This is a genomic window from Aquipluma nitroreducens (genome assembly GCF_009689585.1).
GTDB lineage: Bacteria > Bacteroidota > Bacteroidia > Bacteroidales > Prolixibacteraceae > Aquipluma > Aquipluma nitroreducens.
Map to the genome: position 1 here is coordinate 4,076,679 of NZ_AP018694.1, position 18,801 is coordinate 4,095,479.

Annotated in this window: 15 protein-coding genes; 6 read left to right on the forward strand and 9 right to left on the reverse strand. The window is 42.9% G+C overall.

Going from position 1 to position 18,801, the window contains the following annotated elements; genetic code table 11:
• Positions 1-17 precede the first annotated feature (17 nt).
• Positions 18-485, reverse strand: coding sequence for a CYTH domain-containing protein (locus tag AQPE_RS17110; RefSeq protein ID WP_318347714.1), 468 nt, complete (start codon positions 483-485; stop codon positions 18-20).
• Positions 486-538: 53 nt separating this feature from the next.
• Between AQPE_RS17110 and AQPE_RS17115 the strand changes: the two genes are divergently transcribed.
• The 3 genes from AQPE_RS17115 (at position 539) to AQPE_RS17125 (ending at position 2,504) form a co-directional block, all read left to right on the forward strand.
• Positions 539-1,093, forward strand: a complete 555-nt coding sequence (locus tag AQPE_RS17115; RefSeq protein WP_318347715.1) for an HDIG domain-containing metalloprotein — start codon at positions 539-541, stop codon at positions 1,091-1,093.
• 128 nt (positions 1,094-1,221) lie between these two features.
• Positions 1,222-1,530: a chorismate mutase gene (locus AQPE_RS17120; protein ID WP_318347716.1), complete on the forward strand. Its 309-nt coding sequence runs from the start codon at positions 1,222-1,224 to the stop codon at positions 1,528-1,530.
• A gap of 23 nt (positions 1,531-1,553) precedes the next feature.
• Positions 1,554-2,504: an aldolase catalytic domain-containing protein gene (locus AQPE_RS17125; protein ID WP_318347717.1), complete on the forward strand. Its 951-nt coding sequence runs from the start codon at positions 1,554-1,556 to the stop codon at positions 2,502-2,504.
• Between the two features lie 72 nt (positions 2,505-2,576).
• On the opposite strand, the gene AQPE_RS17130 is transcribed toward AQPE_RS17125, so the two are convergent.
• The 3 genes from AQPE_RS17130 to sucC form a co-directional block, all read right to left on the reverse strand.
• Positions 2,577-3,590: a GntR family transcriptional regulator gene (locus AQPE_RS17130; RefSeq protein WP_318347718.1), complete on the reverse strand. Its 1,014-nt coding sequence runs from the start codon at positions 3,588-3,590 to the stop codon at positions 2,577-2,579.
• A gap of 130 nt (positions 3,591-3,720) precedes the next feature.
• A complete protein-coding gene (gene sucD, locus AQPE_RS17135; protein WP_318347719.1) occupies positions 3,721-4,599 on the reverse strand; it encodes a succinate--CoA ligase subunit alpha in 879 nt (292 codons plus the stop codon).
• A gap of 91 nt (positions 4,600-4,690) precedes the next feature.
• Complete coding sequence (gene sucC, locus AQPE_RS17140) at positions 4,691-5,824, reverse strand: ADP-forming succinate--CoA ligase subunit beta (protein WP_318347720.1); 1,134 nt, start codon at positions 5,822-5,824, stop codon at positions 4,691-4,693.
• A gap of 334 nt (positions 5,825-6,158) precedes the next feature.
• On the opposite strand from sucC, the gene AQPE_RS17145 reads away from it, so the two are divergent.
• The gene (locus AQPE_RS17145) at positions 6,159-6,794 is read left to right on the forward strand and encodes a KpsF/GutQ family sugar-phosphate isomerase (protein WP_318347721.1); all 636 of its coding nucleotides are present in this window, start codon (positions 6,159-6,161) and stop codon (positions 6,792-6,794) included.
• A gap of 151 nt (positions 6,795-6,945) precedes the next feature.
• Positions 6,946-7,488, forward strand: a complete 543-nt coding sequence (locus tag AQPE_RS17150) for a hydrolase (RefSeq protein ID WP_318347722.1) — start codon at positions 6,946-6,948, stop codon at positions 7,486-7,488.
• 51 nt (positions 7,489-7,539) lie between these two features.
• Here the strand turns inward: AQPE_RS17150 and AQPE_RS17155 are convergent, their stop codons facing one another.
• From AQPE_RS17155 to AQPE_RS17175, 5 genes are all read right to left on the reverse strand, one after another.
• A complete protein-coding gene (locus AQPE_RS17155) occupies positions 7,540-10,116 on the reverse strand; it encodes an SGNH/GDSL hydrolase family protein (protein ID WP_318347723.1) in 2,577 nt (858 codons plus the stop codon).
• Positions 10,117-10,333: 217 nt separating this feature from the next.
• A complete protein-coding gene (locus tag AQPE_RS17160; protein WP_318347724.1) occupies positions 10,334-12,079 on the reverse strand; it encodes a RagB/SusD family nutrient uptake outer membrane protein in 1,746 nt (581 codons plus the stop codon).
• Between the two features lie 26 nt (positions 12,080-12,105).
• Positions 12,106-15,288, reverse strand: a complete 3,183-nt coding sequence (locus tag AQPE_RS17165) for a SusC/RagA family TonB-linked outer membrane protein (RefSeq protein WP_318347725.1) — start codon at positions 15,286-15,288, stop codon at positions 12,106-12,108.
• 151 nt (positions 15,289-15,439) lie between these two features.
• Positions 15,440-16,426 carry a FecR family protein gene (locus AQPE_RS17170; protein ID WP_318347726.1) on the reverse strand — a complete coding sequence of 329 codons (987 nt, stop codon included), beginning with the start codon at positions 16,424-16,426 and terminating at the stop codon, positions 15,440-15,442.
• Between the two features lie 92 nt (positions 16,427-16,518).
• On the reverse strand, positions 16,519-17,082 hold the full coding sequence (locus AQPE_RS17175; RefSeq protein ID WP_318347727.1) for an RNA polymerase sigma-70 factor: 564 nt from the start codon (positions 17,080-17,082) through the stop codon (positions 16,519-16,521).
• A gap of 340 nt (positions 17,083-17,422) precedes the next feature.
• On the opposite strand from AQPE_RS17175, the gene AQPE_RS17180 reads away from it, so the two are divergent.
• Positions 17,423-18,754 (forward strand): PQQ-binding-like beta-propeller repeat protein, encoded by a 1,332-nt coding sequence (locus tag AQPE_RS17180; RefSeq protein WP_318347728.1) that lies wholly within the window; start codon positions 17,423-17,425, stop codon positions 18,752-18,754.
• Positions 18,755-18,801: the final 47 nt, after the last annotated feature.

Consider the following 18,801-nt stretch of genomic DNA (forward strand, 5'->3'; position numbering starts at 1 on the left):
TCAAAAATCAGGCCATCCTAGTCTTTCCATTCCTGAAAAGGGTGCTCCGAAAGAAAGGAATTATAGTATCTCCTGTCGCCCGAAACTTCCGTTAAAAGCCAGTCAGGCCGCGGAAATGTCTGATTTTCTGATTCTAGTTCCAGTTCGGCAATAACCAGTCCGTCGTTTTTCCCGGAAAAAACATCAATTTCCCAAAGAAAATTTTCATGCATGATTTCATATCGTATTTTTTCTACCGGATTGGAAATGGCCAGCAGCATCATTTCCTGTGCTTCATCAACTGGTATTTGGTATTCATACTCCGGACGTGAGATGGTTTCAGACCGACCTTTGATGGTCACAAATGCTTTTTCTCCGGCAATTCGGATTCGTACGGTTGGATTTGGATCAATGCTCAGGTAAGCCTGTACCAATCGGGTTCCCTCAGCCGTCGGATTCCATTTTCGGGTGTCGACTAAAAATTTACGTTCAATTTCGAGAGGCATCTGGTTTCGGTTTGTTTTTGCTAATTTGCAGCTGCAAAATTAAAACTACAGAAATGATTTCACGAGAAAATGCCTATAAACTTTTGAATCAGTATATTCAAAATGCGAACATGATCAAGCACAGCGTGGCCAGCGAGGCTGTGCTGCGTGCGATTGCCCGAAAACTGGATAATGATCAGGAAGAGTGGGGGATTGCCGGATTACTCCACGATATTGATGTTGAGGTTACACATGCCGATCCGTTTAAACATGGTCCGCATGCTGCCGTAATGCTCGATGGTTTACTTTCTCCTGAAGCCATTGACGCCATTGTGATGCACAACGAAATGGCCACCGGAAAAGAGCGGACAACCGTTTTTCAACACGCCCTTGCGGCTGGCGAAACCATTACCGGGCTGATTATGGCAACGGCAATGGTTTATCCTGATCGAAAACTGGCATCGGTGAAAACCAAATCAATCACCAAGCGCATGAAAGAAAAGGCATTTGCAGCTTCAGTAAAACGCGAAAACATTCTGGAATGTGAGCTGATTGGAATCCCCATCAACGATTTTGCTGAAATGGCTTTGGCAGCCATGCAGGAAATCAGCGATGAGTTGGGGTTTTAGTGAGAACTGCGCATTCGGAATTCGGCTTTTGACGATTCTTGCAATTTTGGTTAATATTAGTGATAAATTGTCATGATAATCCGTCATGTTGGATTAGATTATTATTTTTGCGACAAATTTAGTTGCAAATGAAGAAACCGGAGAGCTGCGAAAGCATCGAAGAAATCAGGGAAGCCATTGACGGCATTGACTATCAAATTATGAAACTCTACAGCCAACGATACGAGTTTGTGAAAGAGATCGTGAAATTCAAGACCGATGAAGCGTCTGTAATTGCAGAAAATCGTCAGGCAGAAGTCATAGCGAAAAGACGGGAATGGGCAGTTGAACTTGGGCTTAATCCCGATTTATTTGAAGATATTTTTTGGACTCTCATGCGCTATAATGTTCAGAAAGAACTTGAAATCCTGAAAAGTACAAATACTAAACCAGTATAGATAACCCCTCAAAATCAGAAATAATGTTTAAGCAAGAAATAAAAGTAATGGACTGTACCGTTCGCGATGGCGGACTGATGAATAAATGGCAATTCTCTGACGATTTTGTTCGGGCGGTTTACAATGGCTGTGTCGAGGCCGGCGTCGATTACATGGAAATTGGTTACCTGAGCAGCGAAAAGGCGTTCAGTCGTAAAGAAATGGGACCGTGGAAATTTTGTCATCAGAAAGATTTGGAGCGTATTGTAGGCAAAAACGAAACCAACCTGAAGCTTTCGGCCATGGCCGATATTGGTCGTATCGATCTCGACGATATTCCAATGGCTTCGGATAGTTTGCTGGATATGATTCGTGTAGCCTGTTATGTGCATCAGGTCGATAAAGCCATTGCATTGGCTCATCATTGCATGGACAAAGGTTACGAAGTGTGCATCAATCTGATGGCCGTTTCGACAGTGAATGAGCATGAACTCGATGAAGCGTTGAAAGACATTGCCCAGTCGCGCGTGAAGGTTTTTTATGCTGTTGATAGTTTTGGCAGCATGTATTTTGAATCAATTCAACATTTGGTTCGCAAATACATCAACGCGTTGCCTGGAAAGGAAATTGGGATTCACGCTCACAACAACATGCAGATGGCCATGGCGAACACCTATACCGCTATTATGGAAGGTTGCACTATGCTCGATGCCACTTTAATGGGACTTGGACGCGGCGCCGGAAATTGCCCGATTGAAATTCTGATTGCATTTCTTAAAAATCCGAAATACCGTTTACTGCCTTTGTTGCAAGTGATTCAGGATCATGTTCACCCAATGCAAAAGCAAATTGATTGGGGCTATCATATTCCTTACCTGATTTCGGGAGCCTTGAATGCTCATCCACGTCGCAGCATGGAATGGATGGATTCGGACCGCAAAAACGACTTTGTGACTTTCATGAAAGAAATGCACGACAACGAGTTGTTGGAGTAAAAGCGTTGCGGGTTGCGTGTTTCGGGTTGCGAGTTCAAACAAACATGTAACCCGCAACTCGTAACAATTTTCTTAAAGCGAATTTCTCCGGATGAATTGAAATGGGCTTTTGATCCGTTCAAATTTTTGGGTTAGTATCATTTGGGCTGCCAGTTGCCCGATTTCTTCGTGACTGGTTGAAATGGTAGTTATCCCCTCGCACAGTATTTCCTTGACCTGATTTTCGTTGTAGGCTACCACACCACATTCTTTTCCAAGCGTCCAGTTTTTTTGTTTGATCCGGCGGATAAAAGCATACAAATCATCATCAGAAACAATGATGTATGCTTCTCCGGCATTGATTTCTGAGTCTTCCATCCGATCAATCACTGCGTTGTTAAATCCATAAACCTGACAGAAAATCCTGAATCCGCGAACAATGTATGGCGGATAATATTCGGCCTGCGGGAAAACAAGATTCAAGCGGCTGTATTTTCGTAAAAGGTCGATGCCACAAGTTAAAGCCGATTGAATGTCTTTGTCGTATTCCTGATAAACCACCGGATAATCTTTTAATTCTTCCAGAAAACGATCGACAATCAAAACCTTTTCGCGTGGTATTTTTTTGATCACTTCGCTGATGTTGGCATTTTCGTTTCGGACGTGGGGCAGAATCACGAAATAGTCGTAGCTGTTAAGGTTTTTATTTACAATGGTTTCAAATTCATCCAGATCGTAGTTGTAAATAAATACATCAACGCTGGCTTTTGTGCCCATCGTTTTTACAAAAGAGTAGTAAATGCTACGTTTGTAATTGCTGAGTTTGTTGAAGATCATGCATATCTTGAGCTTTTTGCTCACGTTCACCCGATTGATGTAATATCCCTTGCCGCGAACTGCTAAAACAATGCCTTTTTTCTTCATGTAAACGTAAGCCTTTTCAACCGTGTCGCGCGAAAGGAGCAATTCTTCACTCGTTTCGTTGATCGACGGAATACGCTGTCCCTGTTTGAAAATACCAGCCTCAATATCAGAAATAAACAAGTCTACAACCTGCTTGTATTTTGGGATTTCCGAGTTCGAGTCTATTTTAAGATAATTCAGCATATTCCTGCGATTGAAAGCCCGAAATTACGAAAAAAAGGCAAACCAAACGGCTGCCTTTTTTGATGGTGTATTTCGTTTTCTGTAGAGACGCGATGCATCGCGTCTCTACAATATGATTTAATTTAAGATGTTATTTCAATTCTGCTAACTTCTTCCTCAACAACTCAGGAATCTCGGCAGGTTCTTTGGCTACCGGCACTCCTGCACGGTTAAAGGCTGCAATTTTTTCTACAGCAGTTCCCGATCCGCTCGAAATGATGGCGCCTGCATGACCCATCCGTTTTCCTGGAGGCGCTGTTTGACCAGCAATAAATGCGACAACAGGTTTGGTCATTTTCTCAGCAATAAACTGAGCGGCTTGCTCTTCGGCATCACCGCCAATTTCACCAATTAAAACTACAGCGACAGTTTCCGGATCGTTTTCAAATCGTTCCAAAAGATCGATAAAATATAATCCCGCAACGGGGTCTCCGCCGATACCAACGCAGGTAGTTTGTCCGAAATCGTTTAGTGTAAGTAAATTGACAACTTCGTATGTCAAAGTGCCGCTTCTGGAAATAAAACCAATATTACCTTCCTTAAAAATCATGGCAGGCAAGATTCCTACCAGCGATTGTCCGGGGGTAATTAATCCGGGGCAATTGGGACCAATCAAAAGTGTGCCGTTTTGTTTCAGGATTGGAGTTACCCGAATCATATCCTGAACCGGAACGCCCTCGCTTATGGCAATGACTAATGCAATTCCAGCTTCGGAAGCTTCGAGAATGGCATCGGCAGCATATGCCGCTGGAACAAAAATGATGGAAGTATTTGCTCCGGTAGCTTTTACCGCATTCTCTACCGAGTTGAAAACGGGTACGCCTTCAACGGATTCTCCTTCTTTGCCTGGCGAAACCCCTGCGACAATATTGGTTCCGTATTTATTCATTAAACCGGTATGAAATTTACCGTCGCGTCCGGTTATTCCCTGAACAACCAGTTTGGTATCTTTATTGACTAAAATGCTCATTTGAGTTATGAATTATAAGTTATGATTTTTGGTTGAGATATTGGATGATAGTGAGCGGGTGACTTTAAGTCACCTGCTCACTAAACAACTTTTATCGTTTACTTAGTTCAATGGCCTTTTTAGCTGCTTCGCTCATCGAACTAACGGTTGGGAGACCTGTTTCCTTGAGAATGGCTAAACCTTCGGCGGCATTTGTTCCCGATAAACGAACTACAATTGGGATGTCAGTCATCAGGACTTCGAGCGCTTTAAGGAGGCCTTTGGCTACATCATCGCATCGAGTAATGCCTCCAAAAATGTTAATCATCACAGCCTTCACATTTTTATCGCCAAGTAGGATATTCATGGCATCAATTACTTTCTGGGGATTTGAGCTTCCGCCAATATCCAGAAAGTTAGCTGGTGAACCGCCATACAATTTAATCATGTCCATGGTTGCCATTGCAAGTCCTGCACCATTGACCATACAACCAATATTGCCATCGAGTTTGATATATGATAAGCCTTTTTCGTGTGCAGCAATTTCCTGAAGTTCATCTTCGTCGGGTTCGCGCATGGCCAATATTTTGGGCTGACGATAAAGTGCATTGTCGTCAAAATTCATCTTGCCGTCAATAGCCAGTACTTCATTTTCAGGAGTAAGAACAAGCGGATTGATTTCAGCAAGCGTAGCATCAGTTTCAACAAATAATTTGTAAAGTTTGGTGAAAATGGAAGCGGCTTTGTTTGCCAGCTTAATGTCTCCAAATAATTGCAGAGCAACATTTCGAGCTTGATAATCCAATAAACCAGTCAACGGGTTGATCGAAAATTTAATGATTTTTTCAGGGGTATCTCTGGCAACTTCTTCAATTTCAACACCACCTTCAGCACTGGCCATCAAGGTAATACTTTTGGTATTGCGGTCGTTAATCAGGCCAACATAGAATTCTTTGGAAATATTTACAGCATCGGCAACCAATACTTTTTCAACTTTGAAGCCTTTTATGTCCATCCCAAGGATTTGTTTTCCTGCGGCTACAGCATCTTCAACTGTCCTTGCCAATTTTACTCCACCGGCTTTTCCGCGTCCGCCTACTAAAACCTGAGCTTTTACTACAACCATACGGTTCATGTCGCGTGCAGCCTTTTCAACTTCGCTAACGGTGTAACATAAAACGCTGTCTGGTACAGGAATGCCATAATCCCTGAAAATTTGTCTGGCTTGATATTCATGAATCTTCATTTCAAAAAATAATTATGGGTTAGTATGATTTTTATTGGTTATCGAACGAAGTTCAGGTGTTTTGGGACTGAATTACCCGACCAATAACCGCATTATCTATCAGCATTTAAATATCTGCATAATTAGATCAATCAGAATGATCTTTTCTGCATTTTTAAAACATATCAACATTTTAATTCCGGTTTGGTTTTTGGAATTTCTATAGAAACGCATAAAAGAAAGTTAAATTTCAATATTTCTGAATTGCGATTGTTCCGATTTGCTTAAAATGGAAGTGTATTTGCGCCTGATTAAACTTTTTAGCCTATTTTTGCAGCACATAAAAACAAACCAAATGCTCGAAGATATTAAACAGGTTTTACGGCAGGAAGCCGAAGCCATTCAAAATATTCCGGTAAATGAGGCGTACGAAAAGGCAATCAACATCATCGAAGAACGTGTTCATCAGCTAAAAGGTAAACTGGTTGCTTCCGGAATGGGGAAAGCCGGGCAAATAGCCTTGAATATTGCAACTACATTTAGCTCTACTGGTACGCCTTCCGTTTTTTTGCACCCGAGCGATGCGCAACATGGCGACCTTGGTGTGGTTCAACCCAATGATGTGCTTTTGCTTATTTCCAACTCCGGGAAAACTCGCGAAATACTTGAACTGGTTCAGTTGGCTGAAAATCTTTATGAAGGACTACCGTTAATTGTGATTACCAGTAATAGTGAATCGGAACTTGCGCAAATGGCCGATGTTTGCCTTGAAACCGGTAACCCAAAAGAAGTTTGTATTCTGGGATTGACTCCTAGTACTTCGACTACTGTAATGACTGTAATTGGCGATGTATTGGTTGTTATGATGATGAAACGAATTGGTTTCAACAACGAAGAATATGCCAAACGCCATCATGGCGGCTATCTGGGACATAAATCGCGAATGCAGGCGAAAGCCTCACCCCAGCCCTCTCCAAAGGAGAGGGAGTAAAGAAGCCTCACCCCAACCCTCTCCAAAGGAGAGGGAGCGAAAAACGCTTCGATTATCTGTAATTCAAGTAATTAAGTAACAATATTATTCAACGCATTTCTTAAGTCCCCTCTTTCGGAGGGGATTTAGGGGAGGCTGAAACTTTTTATTTATGCGGATTTTAAGAGAAAACACCATTGGATTGGTGATTGATATTCAGGAACGATTGGTTCCGGTGATGGAAGAAAGCGAACAGTTAGTTGAAAATTGCAGCAAACTAATACAAGGGTTACAAATTCTGGGTTTGCCGCTATTGGTAACTCAACAATATACCAAAGGATTGGGCGAAACCATTGACGAAATTAAATCGCTGTTTACAGACTTTCAGTACATTGAAAAGAAAGATTTTAGTTGTTTGGATGAACCTGTTTTTGCTGAAAAACTTGCCCTTTCAGGAGCAAAAAATGTAATCATCTGCGGAATCGAATCGCATGTTTGTGTGTTGCAAACGGCTCTCGATTTGAAAGCTTCTGGATATCATCCAGTGGTGGTTTTCGATTGCGTTTCGTCGCGCTCGTTTGATAATGTTGATTTGGCTGCCGAACGTTTTCGTTACGAAGGAATCATGATGACTTCTATGGAATCGATTCTTTTTGAATTAACACGTAGCGCCGGAGCTCCCGGATTTAAAGAGATTTCGAAATTGGTGAAATAAATATTTAGGTTGGTGGTAGAGACGTTGCATGCAACGTCTCTACGATACCATTTATTTGTTCACATAAAAATACCTGATCCTGCAAGCTGTTCCTTTGCTTTGAATGTTCTTTTCAGGCAAAACGCTGATTTCCAGCCGATGACTTCCCTCCTTTAATCCATATCCCATGGTGTAAAACCAGGGCAGGTGTAATTGCGAACTCCATTGGGTATATAAATCCTGTTTTTTCCAGTCGCCTTTATCAATACGGAATTCAACCATACCAGCATCCAATCCTGAGGCCACGGCAATACCAACTGCATTTCCTTCAAAATCAAATTTTAATGTTTCACCCGGAGTTTCAGCAACCAACATCGAGACGTTGGTAAAATCGTCGCGTGTGCCGGTTTTGTCGGTGGGTGTCCAGTTGTGTATGGCTTGCCAACCTTTTACCAGTTTCGCATTTACTGCCGGAATCAAAATACCTTTGGTGTAACTTGCTTCGTTTAATTTCGCCGGAAGGGGATAGGCTGTTAGTTTATCATCATCGGCCACAAAACCACTCCAGCATGTTTCCAGAAACGTTTTCATCGACTGGTAATAAATGTGTTGCCCGAAGGGAGATGGATGTAAATTTTTAAAATCGTTCTCCCACGTAAATTCGCCGTTGTCGATGCGTTCTGTCACTTCTTTGGCCAGATTGATGGTTGAGATGCCATAATGTGCAGCAACTTTTTCATGGTTCTGAATTTCAGGAGGGGTGATTCCTTTGCGGTATTCGGCCATTTTATCCGGATCAACAAAGTGCATGATCACAATGTCCATTGCCGGGTTCGATTCGCGGGCATGGCGGACAATGCCTTCCATTCCCAGAATCTGCGTTTCAGGCCCAAACCCATTTACACGGTCGTTCACCGCAGCTTCTTCAAACAATAAATCAACTTTTCCGTTTTTCAGCACATCGCGTTCAAAACGAAACGCCCCCGGCGTACTTCCGAAGGATGGAATTCCGGCTGCAATAAAGTCGAATTTGGTGTCGGGAAAGTGTTTTTGCAGATAGACACAAATGCTATCGCGCCAACCATTCATGGCAGTAATTGAGCCACCAAGAAATGCAACCCGCCCTTTCTTTTCGCGCTCGAATATCATTTGTGCATTGTGTAATTTGCTGCGCATCGTGTGGTAATTTCGGCTGTCGAGTTTGGGGTTTATTTCCGGATAACTGTTCCGAATAAAATCGGCGCTACATTTCACATCGTCAATCGGGAAATGGTGCCACTGAAGGGATTGTTTGCCCAGTGTATTGGGATAAATCATGGCCGGGCCGCCTAAACGGATGTATTTATTAGCCAGAATATAAGTATTTTCATCAGGAGGAACAATGCTGTCGTGCAATCCAATTTGAAAGAGCAACGGAACTTTGGCTGCTGCTAGGTTTTCGAGGTTTTCGATGGGGTTGTCTTTATAATTGAGCGCTTCCTGTTCGGTTTTGAAATTGTAGGCTTTTATTAACAATTTCCAGGATTCAGCATCGCCTTTGCCAGCACCTTTTCCGCCCGGCCAGCTTTTAAAATCGCAAACCGGCGCTTCAGCATAAATACAGGCAATTCTTTCAGGATATTTCTTCGCAAAATTGAAAACATACAATCCGCCCCGGCTCACACCTTCCAAGGCTACTTTTTTATTCAGACCGTATTGAGTTATCAGGTAATTATAGAAATTGTTCCAGATTTCAACACAACCTGGCGATCCCAGAAGTTCGTCGGTATCAATATAAACCACATGGAACCCTTTACGAATGAGGATGCTGTCCATTTGGTAGTGCCAGTCGGGGAAGCGGGCGCGCCAAACCCATGGTTTTCCTGTAGCAGCTTTGTCCGGAATCACGATGCGGGCATTCCTCCGGTCGATCTGGAAATCGTATTTTGTGAATCCATGCCAATCGATAGGTTTACCGGGATATTGCGCCTGAACCAGAATTCCCTCATTTCCGGTTAATGCCTTATAAATTGTTTTGGCCATCAATCCGGCACCTTCAGCATTTGGATGAATCTGATCGGGAAATAAATCTGATTTGGTGGAAAGAGCTGAATACAAGTCGATGACTGTGAGTTTTTCTTTTTTAGCAATTTTCTCGATAACCGGGATTACTTCATGAACAATAATAGAATCGTTAATTCCCCAACGATTTCCATAGGCCGGAACTGGCTTGCACAGGTAAATGCGTGGATGTGATGGGAGATTTTTGAGTTCGGTAACCATGGCCAGATAATCGGTGTAAAATTCTGACGAGAATTTCCAGTTTTGAGGTTTCGAATCGTTTGTGCCCATTTTTATGACTACCACGTCGGGAAGAAAAGCTTTTGCCTGACTATAAGCTTCCTCTTTCCAATAGGGGTTGTCTCCTTTCTTTAATAAAGTACGGCCACCTACACCAAAATTGCGGACTTCCCACTTTTCGCCTAACATCCGAGCCAGTTGCGATGGATACGAATCGCGCGGCCGGTCGGAAATTCCGGAGCCGTATGTGATGCTGTTGCCAATGCAGGCTACTTTAATTGGGGAAGCGTATTTACTTGGATCGACAGGTTGTGCAAAACCTATCGATATTAGAAACAGAAACATCAGGAATAACGAGGTTTGCTTCATAGGGTATTGGAATTAGTGGTTTGAAATTGATTGTAGCAAATGTAATAAAAATTGATTGCTGTGCTGAATTGTGCTGGTTGTGTTTTTAAGGCATTATTACAAAAAAGCCTATAGTTACCTGCTTGATAACTATAGGCTTCCAACAAAATAATTTTCATGATGAAAACAACCTTGAGGTAGTTTTGCATTATAGGTTGTTTCCTATATTCATTATTTATTAATACCCCGGGTTTTGCTCAATCAACTGGTTACTTGCCATTGCCTGTTCGGGTATTGGGAAACGGTTTTGAAATGCTTTGCTTTCTCCATCGGCAGGGTGATCCCACCACGATTGAGTGGTGTATTTATTCCAGCGAACTAAATCGGTGCGACGGCGACCTTCTCCAATAAATTCAATCATCCATTCGTCCAGCATTCGCCATTCGTCGAGGTTGGCTGCTGTTACCGGATCAGGATCCGCGCTTGTAAAGTAACGTTTGCGTACATCGTTAATAAGTTTAGCAGCGCCAGCTTTGTCGTTTGCTCGAAGTTTGCATTCGGCAAGCATGTAGTATGCTTCGGCAATACGGAAAACAGGGATGTCAGGGTTTCCCCTTAAAGTTTGATTGCTGGCCCATGGCGTAGGCGAAAACTTGGCCAGACGAACGCCTGAATTTTCTTCGCCCCAGCGTGCACCTTCTTTACCATGATCGGCTTCTGAACCTGGCATTGGAATTATACGGGCTATCTGGTCAACGATCAACAATGTATCGGTTGGCTTAAACTGACGGTTACCACCATGACAAACTTTTCCGTTAACCGGATTTACCATTTTACCGAAATAGAACATCCCACGGAACTTGCCATTGCCCTCGTATGCAGCTAATTGCTTGCGCACATCCTGATCATTGAATTTGGCAAAGGGGCTACCCAAACGATAGGTTTGTCCTTCGCGGGCATTTGCGCTGCCGGTCAAGTATGATTTGCCATTTTTATCAAGCGAAGGAACAAGGCAGTAACCATTGTTGCGGCTGCCTATGGTTCCGTTGTCCCAGTATTCACCCATGCCGTAGTGATTTGAATTTGGTCCTACACTGCGTTCGCTGACAGCATACTGGCTTGGAACCGACCAAATGATTTCAGAAGATCGGTCGTTGTTGAAACCAAAAATATTTGTCCAGTCGGCATCAAGTTTATAAGTGCCATATTTTCCGTCGATAATGTCCTGACAGATAGCGGCACATTCACTGTACATATCTTTCTTGATGTACGACTGCGCGTTAAAGTAAAGCCGTGCCTGTAACATGGCGGCGGCAGCCTGGTTGATGGATCCGGTTTCCTGTGCTCCAAGGGTTGTTTTCTTTGGTAGCTTCGGTATTGCCTCGGTAAGCAACTTGTCAATAAAGTTGAATGTTTCAACATCAGTAGCGCGTGGTTGAATTTCACCCTGAGTGGATGTATAAAGCGGTACGCCACCGAACATATCAAGTCCAAACCAGTAAAAGAAGGCCGATAATGTTTGAAGCTGCATCAATACAGCATCGCGGCTGCCTTCGGGGAAGCCCAGTTTGTTGAAATCGACATACTGGTCGATGTCATCCTTTGCGCTCCATGCCTGTGCTACGCCCATCGAAAAGGCGCGCCATGCGTCGTAAACGCCGGGAGTTGTAGGCGTGAAATCGTGATTGTAGCCCCGCAGATAAGCGCCGCCATCGTACCAGTCGTTGTAACGCGAGGGAACCAGCATCTCATCGGTTGTGAATTCCTGAAGGCGAATAAAGTTAGAATGAGCCTGAGCATCGGCCATACACCAAGCCCAATGAGTAAAGGCGCGGCCTTCACGCTGATATACTTTCTGTTGAGTGTCGAAAAATAGTTCGGGTACCGATTGTGAGTAGTACTCCGGTTCAACCGAACACGACTGGAAAGATACGGATAACGTGATAACAGTTACAGTGGCTGTTATAAACTTATATATTTTCATATTCGTACTTTTTAATTGATTTAGGATTAGAAATTAAACTGAGCACCGAACGTAAAAGTACGGGTCTGAGGATATATATCGCCTTTTTTCTCGATACCAGCATCCCAGCCAGTAATGTCTATTTCAGGGTTCAGCCCCGGATACTTGGTGAAAGTATAGAGGTTGTTACCGGTAAAATAAAACCTGATATTTTCCATGAGGTTTGTATATTTCTTCATTGGCAACGTATATCCCAGCGAGAGGTTCTGAATTTTGAGGAAAGTGGCATCGTAAAGGAAATAGTCGCTGGGTGAAGGGCGTCCGGTGATATGTCCGTTTTTGTTAATGGCATCGTAGAGCATGTTGCCCTGAACCACGTTTCTCAATCCATATTCCAGTTCAATGGCATTATAAATGTCGTAATCAATCCAACTGGTGAGAGTCATGTTGAAATCCCATTTTTTATAACTGAGGTTGTGCGACCAGCCTGCAATAAGTGTAGGAATATAACTTTTCTGATAAACGCGGTCATCTACCGATCCTTCATCCGAGAAAATCACATTGTTGTCTTTATTGTATATCTGGAATCTTCCTTCGCTTACACCGGCATAGCGGTACATAAAGTAGCTTCCTACTTCCACATTTTCCTGAATACGGTGGGCATATTCAACCCAGTTGTTTACAGAGGCGCCGTTGATATAGGTTTGGTCACCCCAAAGCGAACCGATGAAGGTTTTATTGTGGCTCAGGTTCAACGATGTGCTGTAGTGCCAGTTCCCTGAACGTACAACGTCGCCGCCAATTTCAAATTCCCATCCCTTGTTTTCCATTGTACCGATGTTTTTGTACATGCTCGATTGGGTGTTTGGTGGTTGCGGAACTTCCACGCTATAAATCAGCCCTTTGATGGCGCGGCGGTACAAGTCGAACTTACCGTACACACGGTTTTTGAACAGCGAGTAGTCCAGACCAACGTTCCATTCGTGTTTTTCTTCCCATCCAAGTTCTTTATTGAGGTTTGTGGTGGCACCATAACTCATTGCCCAGGTTCCATCGGGCAGTAACCAACGGGTATCCGAGCCATATTTTCTGGCGGCATAGTCGGCCGAGAAACCTTCGTTACCAGTTACACCATAAGCAACACGCAGCTTGAGATCGTTCACCCAGCTAACGTATTTCAGGAAATTTTCGTTTGAGATGCGCCATCCGGCTGATGCAGCCCAGAAGTTACCCCAACGGTTATTCACTGCAAATTTGCTTGAACCTTCGCGTCGAACCGAAGCGGTGGCCATGTAGGTATCTTTATATGAATAGCTGGCGCGGGCAAAATAGGCCATCAGTTTTTGCGTGATTCCTTTGCTTGAACTCATACTGGCAAGGCCTTCTGTTAACCGGGTTCCTTCACCAAGGTTCCAGTATTTGACCAGGTCGTTCGTGAAATTACCGTTGGCAGCCGAAAAACCATCGCTGTTCTGTTCGAAATAGCTATATCCTGCAACGACATTAAGAGAATGATCACCAAATTCGTTAACGTATGACAAATATCCGTCGGTATTTAGCAGTTCAGTCTTGCTGAAATCCATTTGTGCCCAACCTTTACGTCCAGCTTTTATTTCTTCGCGTGAGAACATAGAGCGGTAGAAATGACGTTCCCACTGGCGGTTTTCGTAAGCACCAGATTGACGATACGACAATCCTTTGATCGGCTTGATATTCACTTTAAGTTCGACATCGGGGCGGAACCATTTGTCCATACCTTCATCAGTAGTGAGCGCTGCTTCAGCAATGTTGTTCATTTCTGTTCCGTCGCCTTGTGTTATCACATTCCAGCCAGTAGTGCTGGTTGGGTCGTAAACTGGCTGAGTTGGATTGGCGCGCATAACACCTTCGATAGATGGTTTGTTTTGGTTCCGCAATGCCTGGCGGTAGCTAAGGTGGCTGCTAATATCCAACCATCCATCGAGTACCTTAAAGTCGCCGTTGATACGTCCTGAATAGTCTTTCCGGGTATCGCCGCGCAGCACGCCGCGATTGTCGTCATACATCACGGTAGCATACATACGTGCAGCTTCAGAGCCGCCCTGCAAAGTGAACACGTGGCGGTTCGATGTGGGGTTGTCGCTCATCGCCTCGTCCCACCAATCGGTATTGTACCCGTCGTTGTTTTTTGCTGCGCCATAAGTGGCTACATAGTCGGCAGCACTAAGCATATCGGGTTTCCCGAACGATTTCTTGAATAATACTTCGCTGGTCAGGCTCATTTTCAATGCTCCTGATTTGGCTTGCTTGGTGGTGATAAGAATTACACCGCCAGTAGCTCTGGTACCATAAATTGCGCCTGCCGAGGCATCTTTCAGCACATCGATCGACTGAATGTCTTCCTGTACAAGTGTACGGATATCGCCGCCAGGCATTCCGTCGATAACAATCAGAGGAGTGCGCGATGTATTGATTGACGCCATACCACGTAACTGGAAAGTATTGCCCGAGTTGGGACTTGCATTTCCTGACATGACCAGACCACCAATTTTACCTTGTAGCGCTGTAGCAATCGATGAACCTCCAACACCGAGAGGTAAATCTTTGATTGCAAGTGACGAGATAGAACTCGTTACCTGTTTCTTTTCCATGCTGCCATATCCAATAGCCACGACCTCATCAATACCAATTGCTTCCTCTACCATTGTTACATTAATCGTATTTTTGTCGGCAACAGCTATTTCCTGAGTTTTCATTCCAACAAAAGAAAAGGTCAAAATACCATCAGAAGTTACTTTCGATAATGTAAATTTCCCATCCATATCGGTAATTACACCGCTCGTTGTGCCTTTTATAACCACAGAAACTCCGGGAAGTGGGGCGCCTGTAGTGTCGGTTACTTTACCTGAAACCGATTTTTGTTGCTGTGCCGATTCTGCGGAATTCTCGGCGTCGGTATATAAAACGTAATTGTTATTGAACGAACGGTACTTTACATCGGTACCTTTGAAAAGCAGGTCCAATACTTCGGTAATACTTTTCGAATTACAATTGACGTCAATTTTACGCTCAACATTGATGTTGTTCGCATTGTACATGAAGCGAAACTCAGTTTGATCTTCGATCCGTTTTAGGATGTTATTAAGAGTTTCTTTTTCAGCTTTTAAACTGAGGCGCCCATTGTTTTGAGAAAACACACCAGCCGAAACCTGAAAAAACAGTACAAATAAAAGAAAGGTTGTAAGTTTCATAATTCTACACAATTGTTTTGTGCAGGGTATTCTCCTGCAACGGAAATTCCATCGTTTTTTTTTCATAAATTTGAAGTGTTAATGTTTAAAATTAATACAGTCACCTTGTGACTGTTAGAAGGAAAGTCTGGTACACTTTCCTTCTTTTATTTTAGAAATTTATTTTCACTTGCTCGCCTTTTATCTCGTAGTTAAATTTTGAAGTTAATTGCATCATATTCAGTAGTTCACGAAGACTCTCTGTTTTAATTGTCATCGTAAACCGGTCATTGTTTTTCTGAGCGGAATCCAACGTGATGGTTACCCCGTACCAGCGTTCAATTCGTGGAACCAACTCGGCAAATGAAATGTCGGCAAAACGGAGTTCATTGTTCTTCCAGAGGGAATACAGTTCAGGCGAAACATTCCTTACACTCATGTTATTTTCCCCGATGTTGTATTGGGCTTGTTGTCCCGGTTCCAGTTGGGCTGTTTGTTTGTTATTGGCTCCTTCAATATGCACTTCTCCCTCTTCCAGAGTTGTTTCAACAATAGATTCTCCGGCAAAACTTCGTAAGTTAAATTTGGTGCCGGTAACAATCACTTTCATTCCCGAGGCGGTAATTACTTCAAAAGGGTGGCTGCGGTCTTTTTTAATTTCAAAGAAAGCCTCTCCGTCAAGGGTTATTTTACGAGGATTCAGAGCGTCGTATTTCAAAACGGTTTGCGAGTTAAGCCAAACATGGCTTCCATCGGCCAGCACTGCCTGTGATTTTTCTCCTTTCGATGCTTTTAGTTCTACAATAGCCGATTTTTGCAGGTCAGAAAAATAACCGCTTATCCATAAACTGCTAATGCCCCCGGCTACAACAAGCAAAACTGATGCTGCTACTTTCCATAAAATATCGAGGTTAATAAGGTTTTTCCTTGTTCTTACTTTGGGTAGAATTGTGTTTAATTTTTCCCAGGCTTCATCAACATCAATGTCGGCCTTTAAGCTGCGGAGTTTACTTAAATGATGGGCCTGATGTAGCCGCTGGAATTCCGTGCGGTTATCTTCAGAATCGGAGACCCACCGTAAAATAACCTCATTTTCTTCTTCTGAAGTCTCTTTGTCCAGAAAGCGAAACAACAAGGTATCGGTTATTGATTTTTCCATTGTTTTGGATTTTCGTTAAGCTAATACAGGGAATTGAAGTTTTACCCTTACAAAAGGTTGAAAAAAATAATGTAGTTGGTGAAAATCTAATTTCAATTATTCAGGAAAAGGCTGACAATAAGTACACAGAGGTAATCCTTTAACTCGGTTTTTAGTTTGGAAAGTGCGCGGCTCATTTGGGTTTCAACCGTTTTTACCGACAGGTTTAGCTTATCGGCAATTTCGGCATACTTCAACCCATCTTCACGGCTCATTTTGAATATTTTACGGCATTCTTCGGGTAACGAACCAATGGCTTCGTCAACTTTTGCCTGAAATTCGGTAAAAAGTACCGACTCGTAGGTGTCGAACTCCTCTTTTTTATTTTTGTAAACAACTTCTATTACTGAATAATAATTATCAACCACTTTTTGATGCTCAATAAAATTGAAGCAAATGTTTTGTACCGATTTAAAAAGGTATGGCTTGATTTCGTCGTTGAGTTTCAAACGGTCTCTTTTTGCCCAGATATTCAGAAAGACCTCCTGAACAATCTCTTCAGCTTCCGGGGTGTTCGCAATGAATTTGTTGGCAAAACCACATAAACGGACGTAGTATTTCCGAAAAATTAATTCGAACTCGTGTTCTTCGTTTATTTGTTTGCTACCAGGTCTCACTCTGTTGGTTTAGGACGGCAAATATAAAACTTCCTTAACAGAAAATCCGGTTAAATTGACATAGCCAGTTACTTCAGTAACTGAATTGCTGTTAATGATGTCTTTTTTTGATTGTTTCATGACGATTTAAACACAATCAGGCATAAAAAAGGTCAGCCAATTCGGTATAAACGTATTCTTTCTGTATGAAAATAGCTGGAAGACATTTGTATCTATTCCTGAAGTCTTTTATTTTACTGTATGCCAATATTTTATTATCTATGGCGAATTAAACCACAAGGCTTATTAAGTGTCAAAAAAAATAGAAAAACAAAACCATAACCTTTAAAACCACAGTAATATGAGACAATCGTCATTCTTCCTATTTATCTGTTTTTGCTTCTTTTTAAATTTAAATGGTGCTCATGCACAACTAAAACCCTCCGATTTTACTTCCAACTGGCCCGAATGGCGTGGCTTGTACAATTCCGGAGCAGTTAATGGCGGCGCTACTCCGGTTGAATTCAGCGAAACCAAAAATGTGAAGTGGAAAATCGAAATTCCGGGGAAAGGCCATGCCACACCGATCGTTTGGGGAAACCAGATTATTATACAGACGGCTGTACCTACCGATAAAAAGGTTGAAAAAACAGATGCAGCGCCTGCAAATCCAATGTCTCCAACCCAGACTGATCTGATTCATCAGTTTACAGTAATTTCTATTGATAAAGCTTCAGGGAAAATAAACTGGAAGACCGCGGTTAAGGAAGAACTACCTGCAGAACGTACTCACGAGTTGGGTAGTTGGGCTTCGAACTCACCGGTAACTGATGGTGAAAATATATATGCGTTCTTTGGCTCGCGCGGGTTGTATTGCCTCGATATGAAAGGAAATGTGAAATGGAGTCGGAATTTTGGACAAATGGAAATTGTGGCCAGTTTTGGCGAAGGCAGCACTCCTGCAGTTTATAAAGACAAAGTTTTTGTGCAGTGGGATCATCAGCAAAAGTCGTATTTGTACGCGTTGGACAAGAATACCGGCAAGGAAGCCTGGACTGCCGAGCGCGAAGAAATTACTTCGTGGGCAACTCCACTGGTTGTTGAGGTGAATGGAAAAGCACAGGTAATTACCAGCGCCACCAACAAAGTGCGTAGCTACGATGCCGAAACCGGCAAGGTAATTTGGGAATGTACCGGAATGACCCGCAATGTGATTCCGAACCCGATGTATGCTGACGGAATTTTGTACCTGATGAGCGGATTCCGCGGCAACGCCGTTAAAGCGATTGATTTAGCCAAAGCGCAGGGCGATATTACCGGAATTCCAGCCATTTTATGGGAGTACAATCAGGACGCTTCATACACGCCAAGCCCGGTTTTAATGGATGGTAAATTGTATTTCCTGAAGGGGAACAACGGAATAATCACTTGCCTGGATGCCAAAACCGGGAAACCGATTTACAGCAACCAGAAAATTGATGGTATTACCAATATTTTCTCGTCGCCCACCGGAAATAAAGACAAAATTTATGTGGCTGCAACCAACCAGGTTAGCGTGGTGAAAGCCGGACCAGAGTTCTCAATCCTGGCTAAAAATACCTTGGATGATACATTTGAAGCTTCGCCAATTGTGGTTGGAAATGATTTGTTTTTGCGGGGAGCAAAGTATTTGTATTGCATTTCGGAAAAATAGCTTGGATTAACGATTGATGAATAACGATTAACGATTTGAGATTGGGA

Coding starts and splice junctions, on each gene's coding strand:
- AQPE_RS17110 (WP_318347714.1), bottom strand. CDS start 485: ATGCCTCTCGAAATTGAACGTAAATTTTTAGTCGACACCCGAAAATGG.
- AQPE_RS17115 (WP_318347715.1), top strand. CDS start 539: ATGATTTCACGAGAAAATGCCTATAAACTTTTGAATCAGTATATTCAA.
- AQPE_RS17120 (WP_318347716.1), top strand. CDS start 1,222: ATGAAGAAACCGGAGAGCTGCGAAAGCATCGAAGAAATCAGGGAAGCC.
- AQPE_RS17125 (WP_318347717.1), top strand. CDS start 1,554: ATGTTTAAGCAAGAAATAAAAGTAATGGACTGTACCGTTCGCGATGGC.
- AQPE_RS17130 (WP_318347718.1), bottom strand. CDS start 3,590: ATGCTGAATTATCTTAAAATAGACTCGAACTCGGAAATCCCAAAATAC.
- sucD (WP_318347719.1), bottom strand. CDS start 4,599: ATGAGCATTTTAGTCAATAAAGATACCAAACTGGTTGTTCAGGGAATA.
- sucC (WP_318347720.1), bottom strand. CDS start 5,824: ATGAAGATTCATGAATATCAAGCCAGACAAATTTTCAGGGATTATGGC.
- AQPE_RS17145 (WP_318347721.1), top strand. CDS start 6,159: ATGCTCGAAGATATTAAACAGGTTTTACGGCAGGAAGCCGAAGCCATT.
- AQPE_RS17150 (WP_318347722.1), top strand. CDS start 6,946: ATGCGGATTTTAAGAGAAAACACCATTGGATTGGTGATTGATATTCAG.
- AQPE_RS17155 (WP_318347723.1), bottom strand. CDS start 10,116: ATGAAGCAAACCTCGTTATTCCTGATGTTTCTGTTTCTAATATCGATA.
- AQPE_RS17160 (WP_318347724.1), bottom strand. CDS start 12,079: ATGAAAATATATAAGTTTATAACAGCCACTGTAACTGTTATCACGTTA.
- AQPE_RS17165 (WP_318347725.1), bottom strand. CDS start 15,288: ATGAAACTTACAACCTTTCTTTTATTTGTACTGTTTTTTCAGGTTTCG.
- AQPE_RS17170 (WP_318347726.1), bottom strand. CDS start 16,426: ATGGAAAAATCAATAACCGATACCTTGTTGTTTCGCTTTCTGGACAAA.
- AQPE_RS17180 (WP_318347728.1), top strand. CDS start 17,423: ATGAGACAATCGTCATTCTTCCTATTTATCTGTTTTTGCTTCTTTTTA.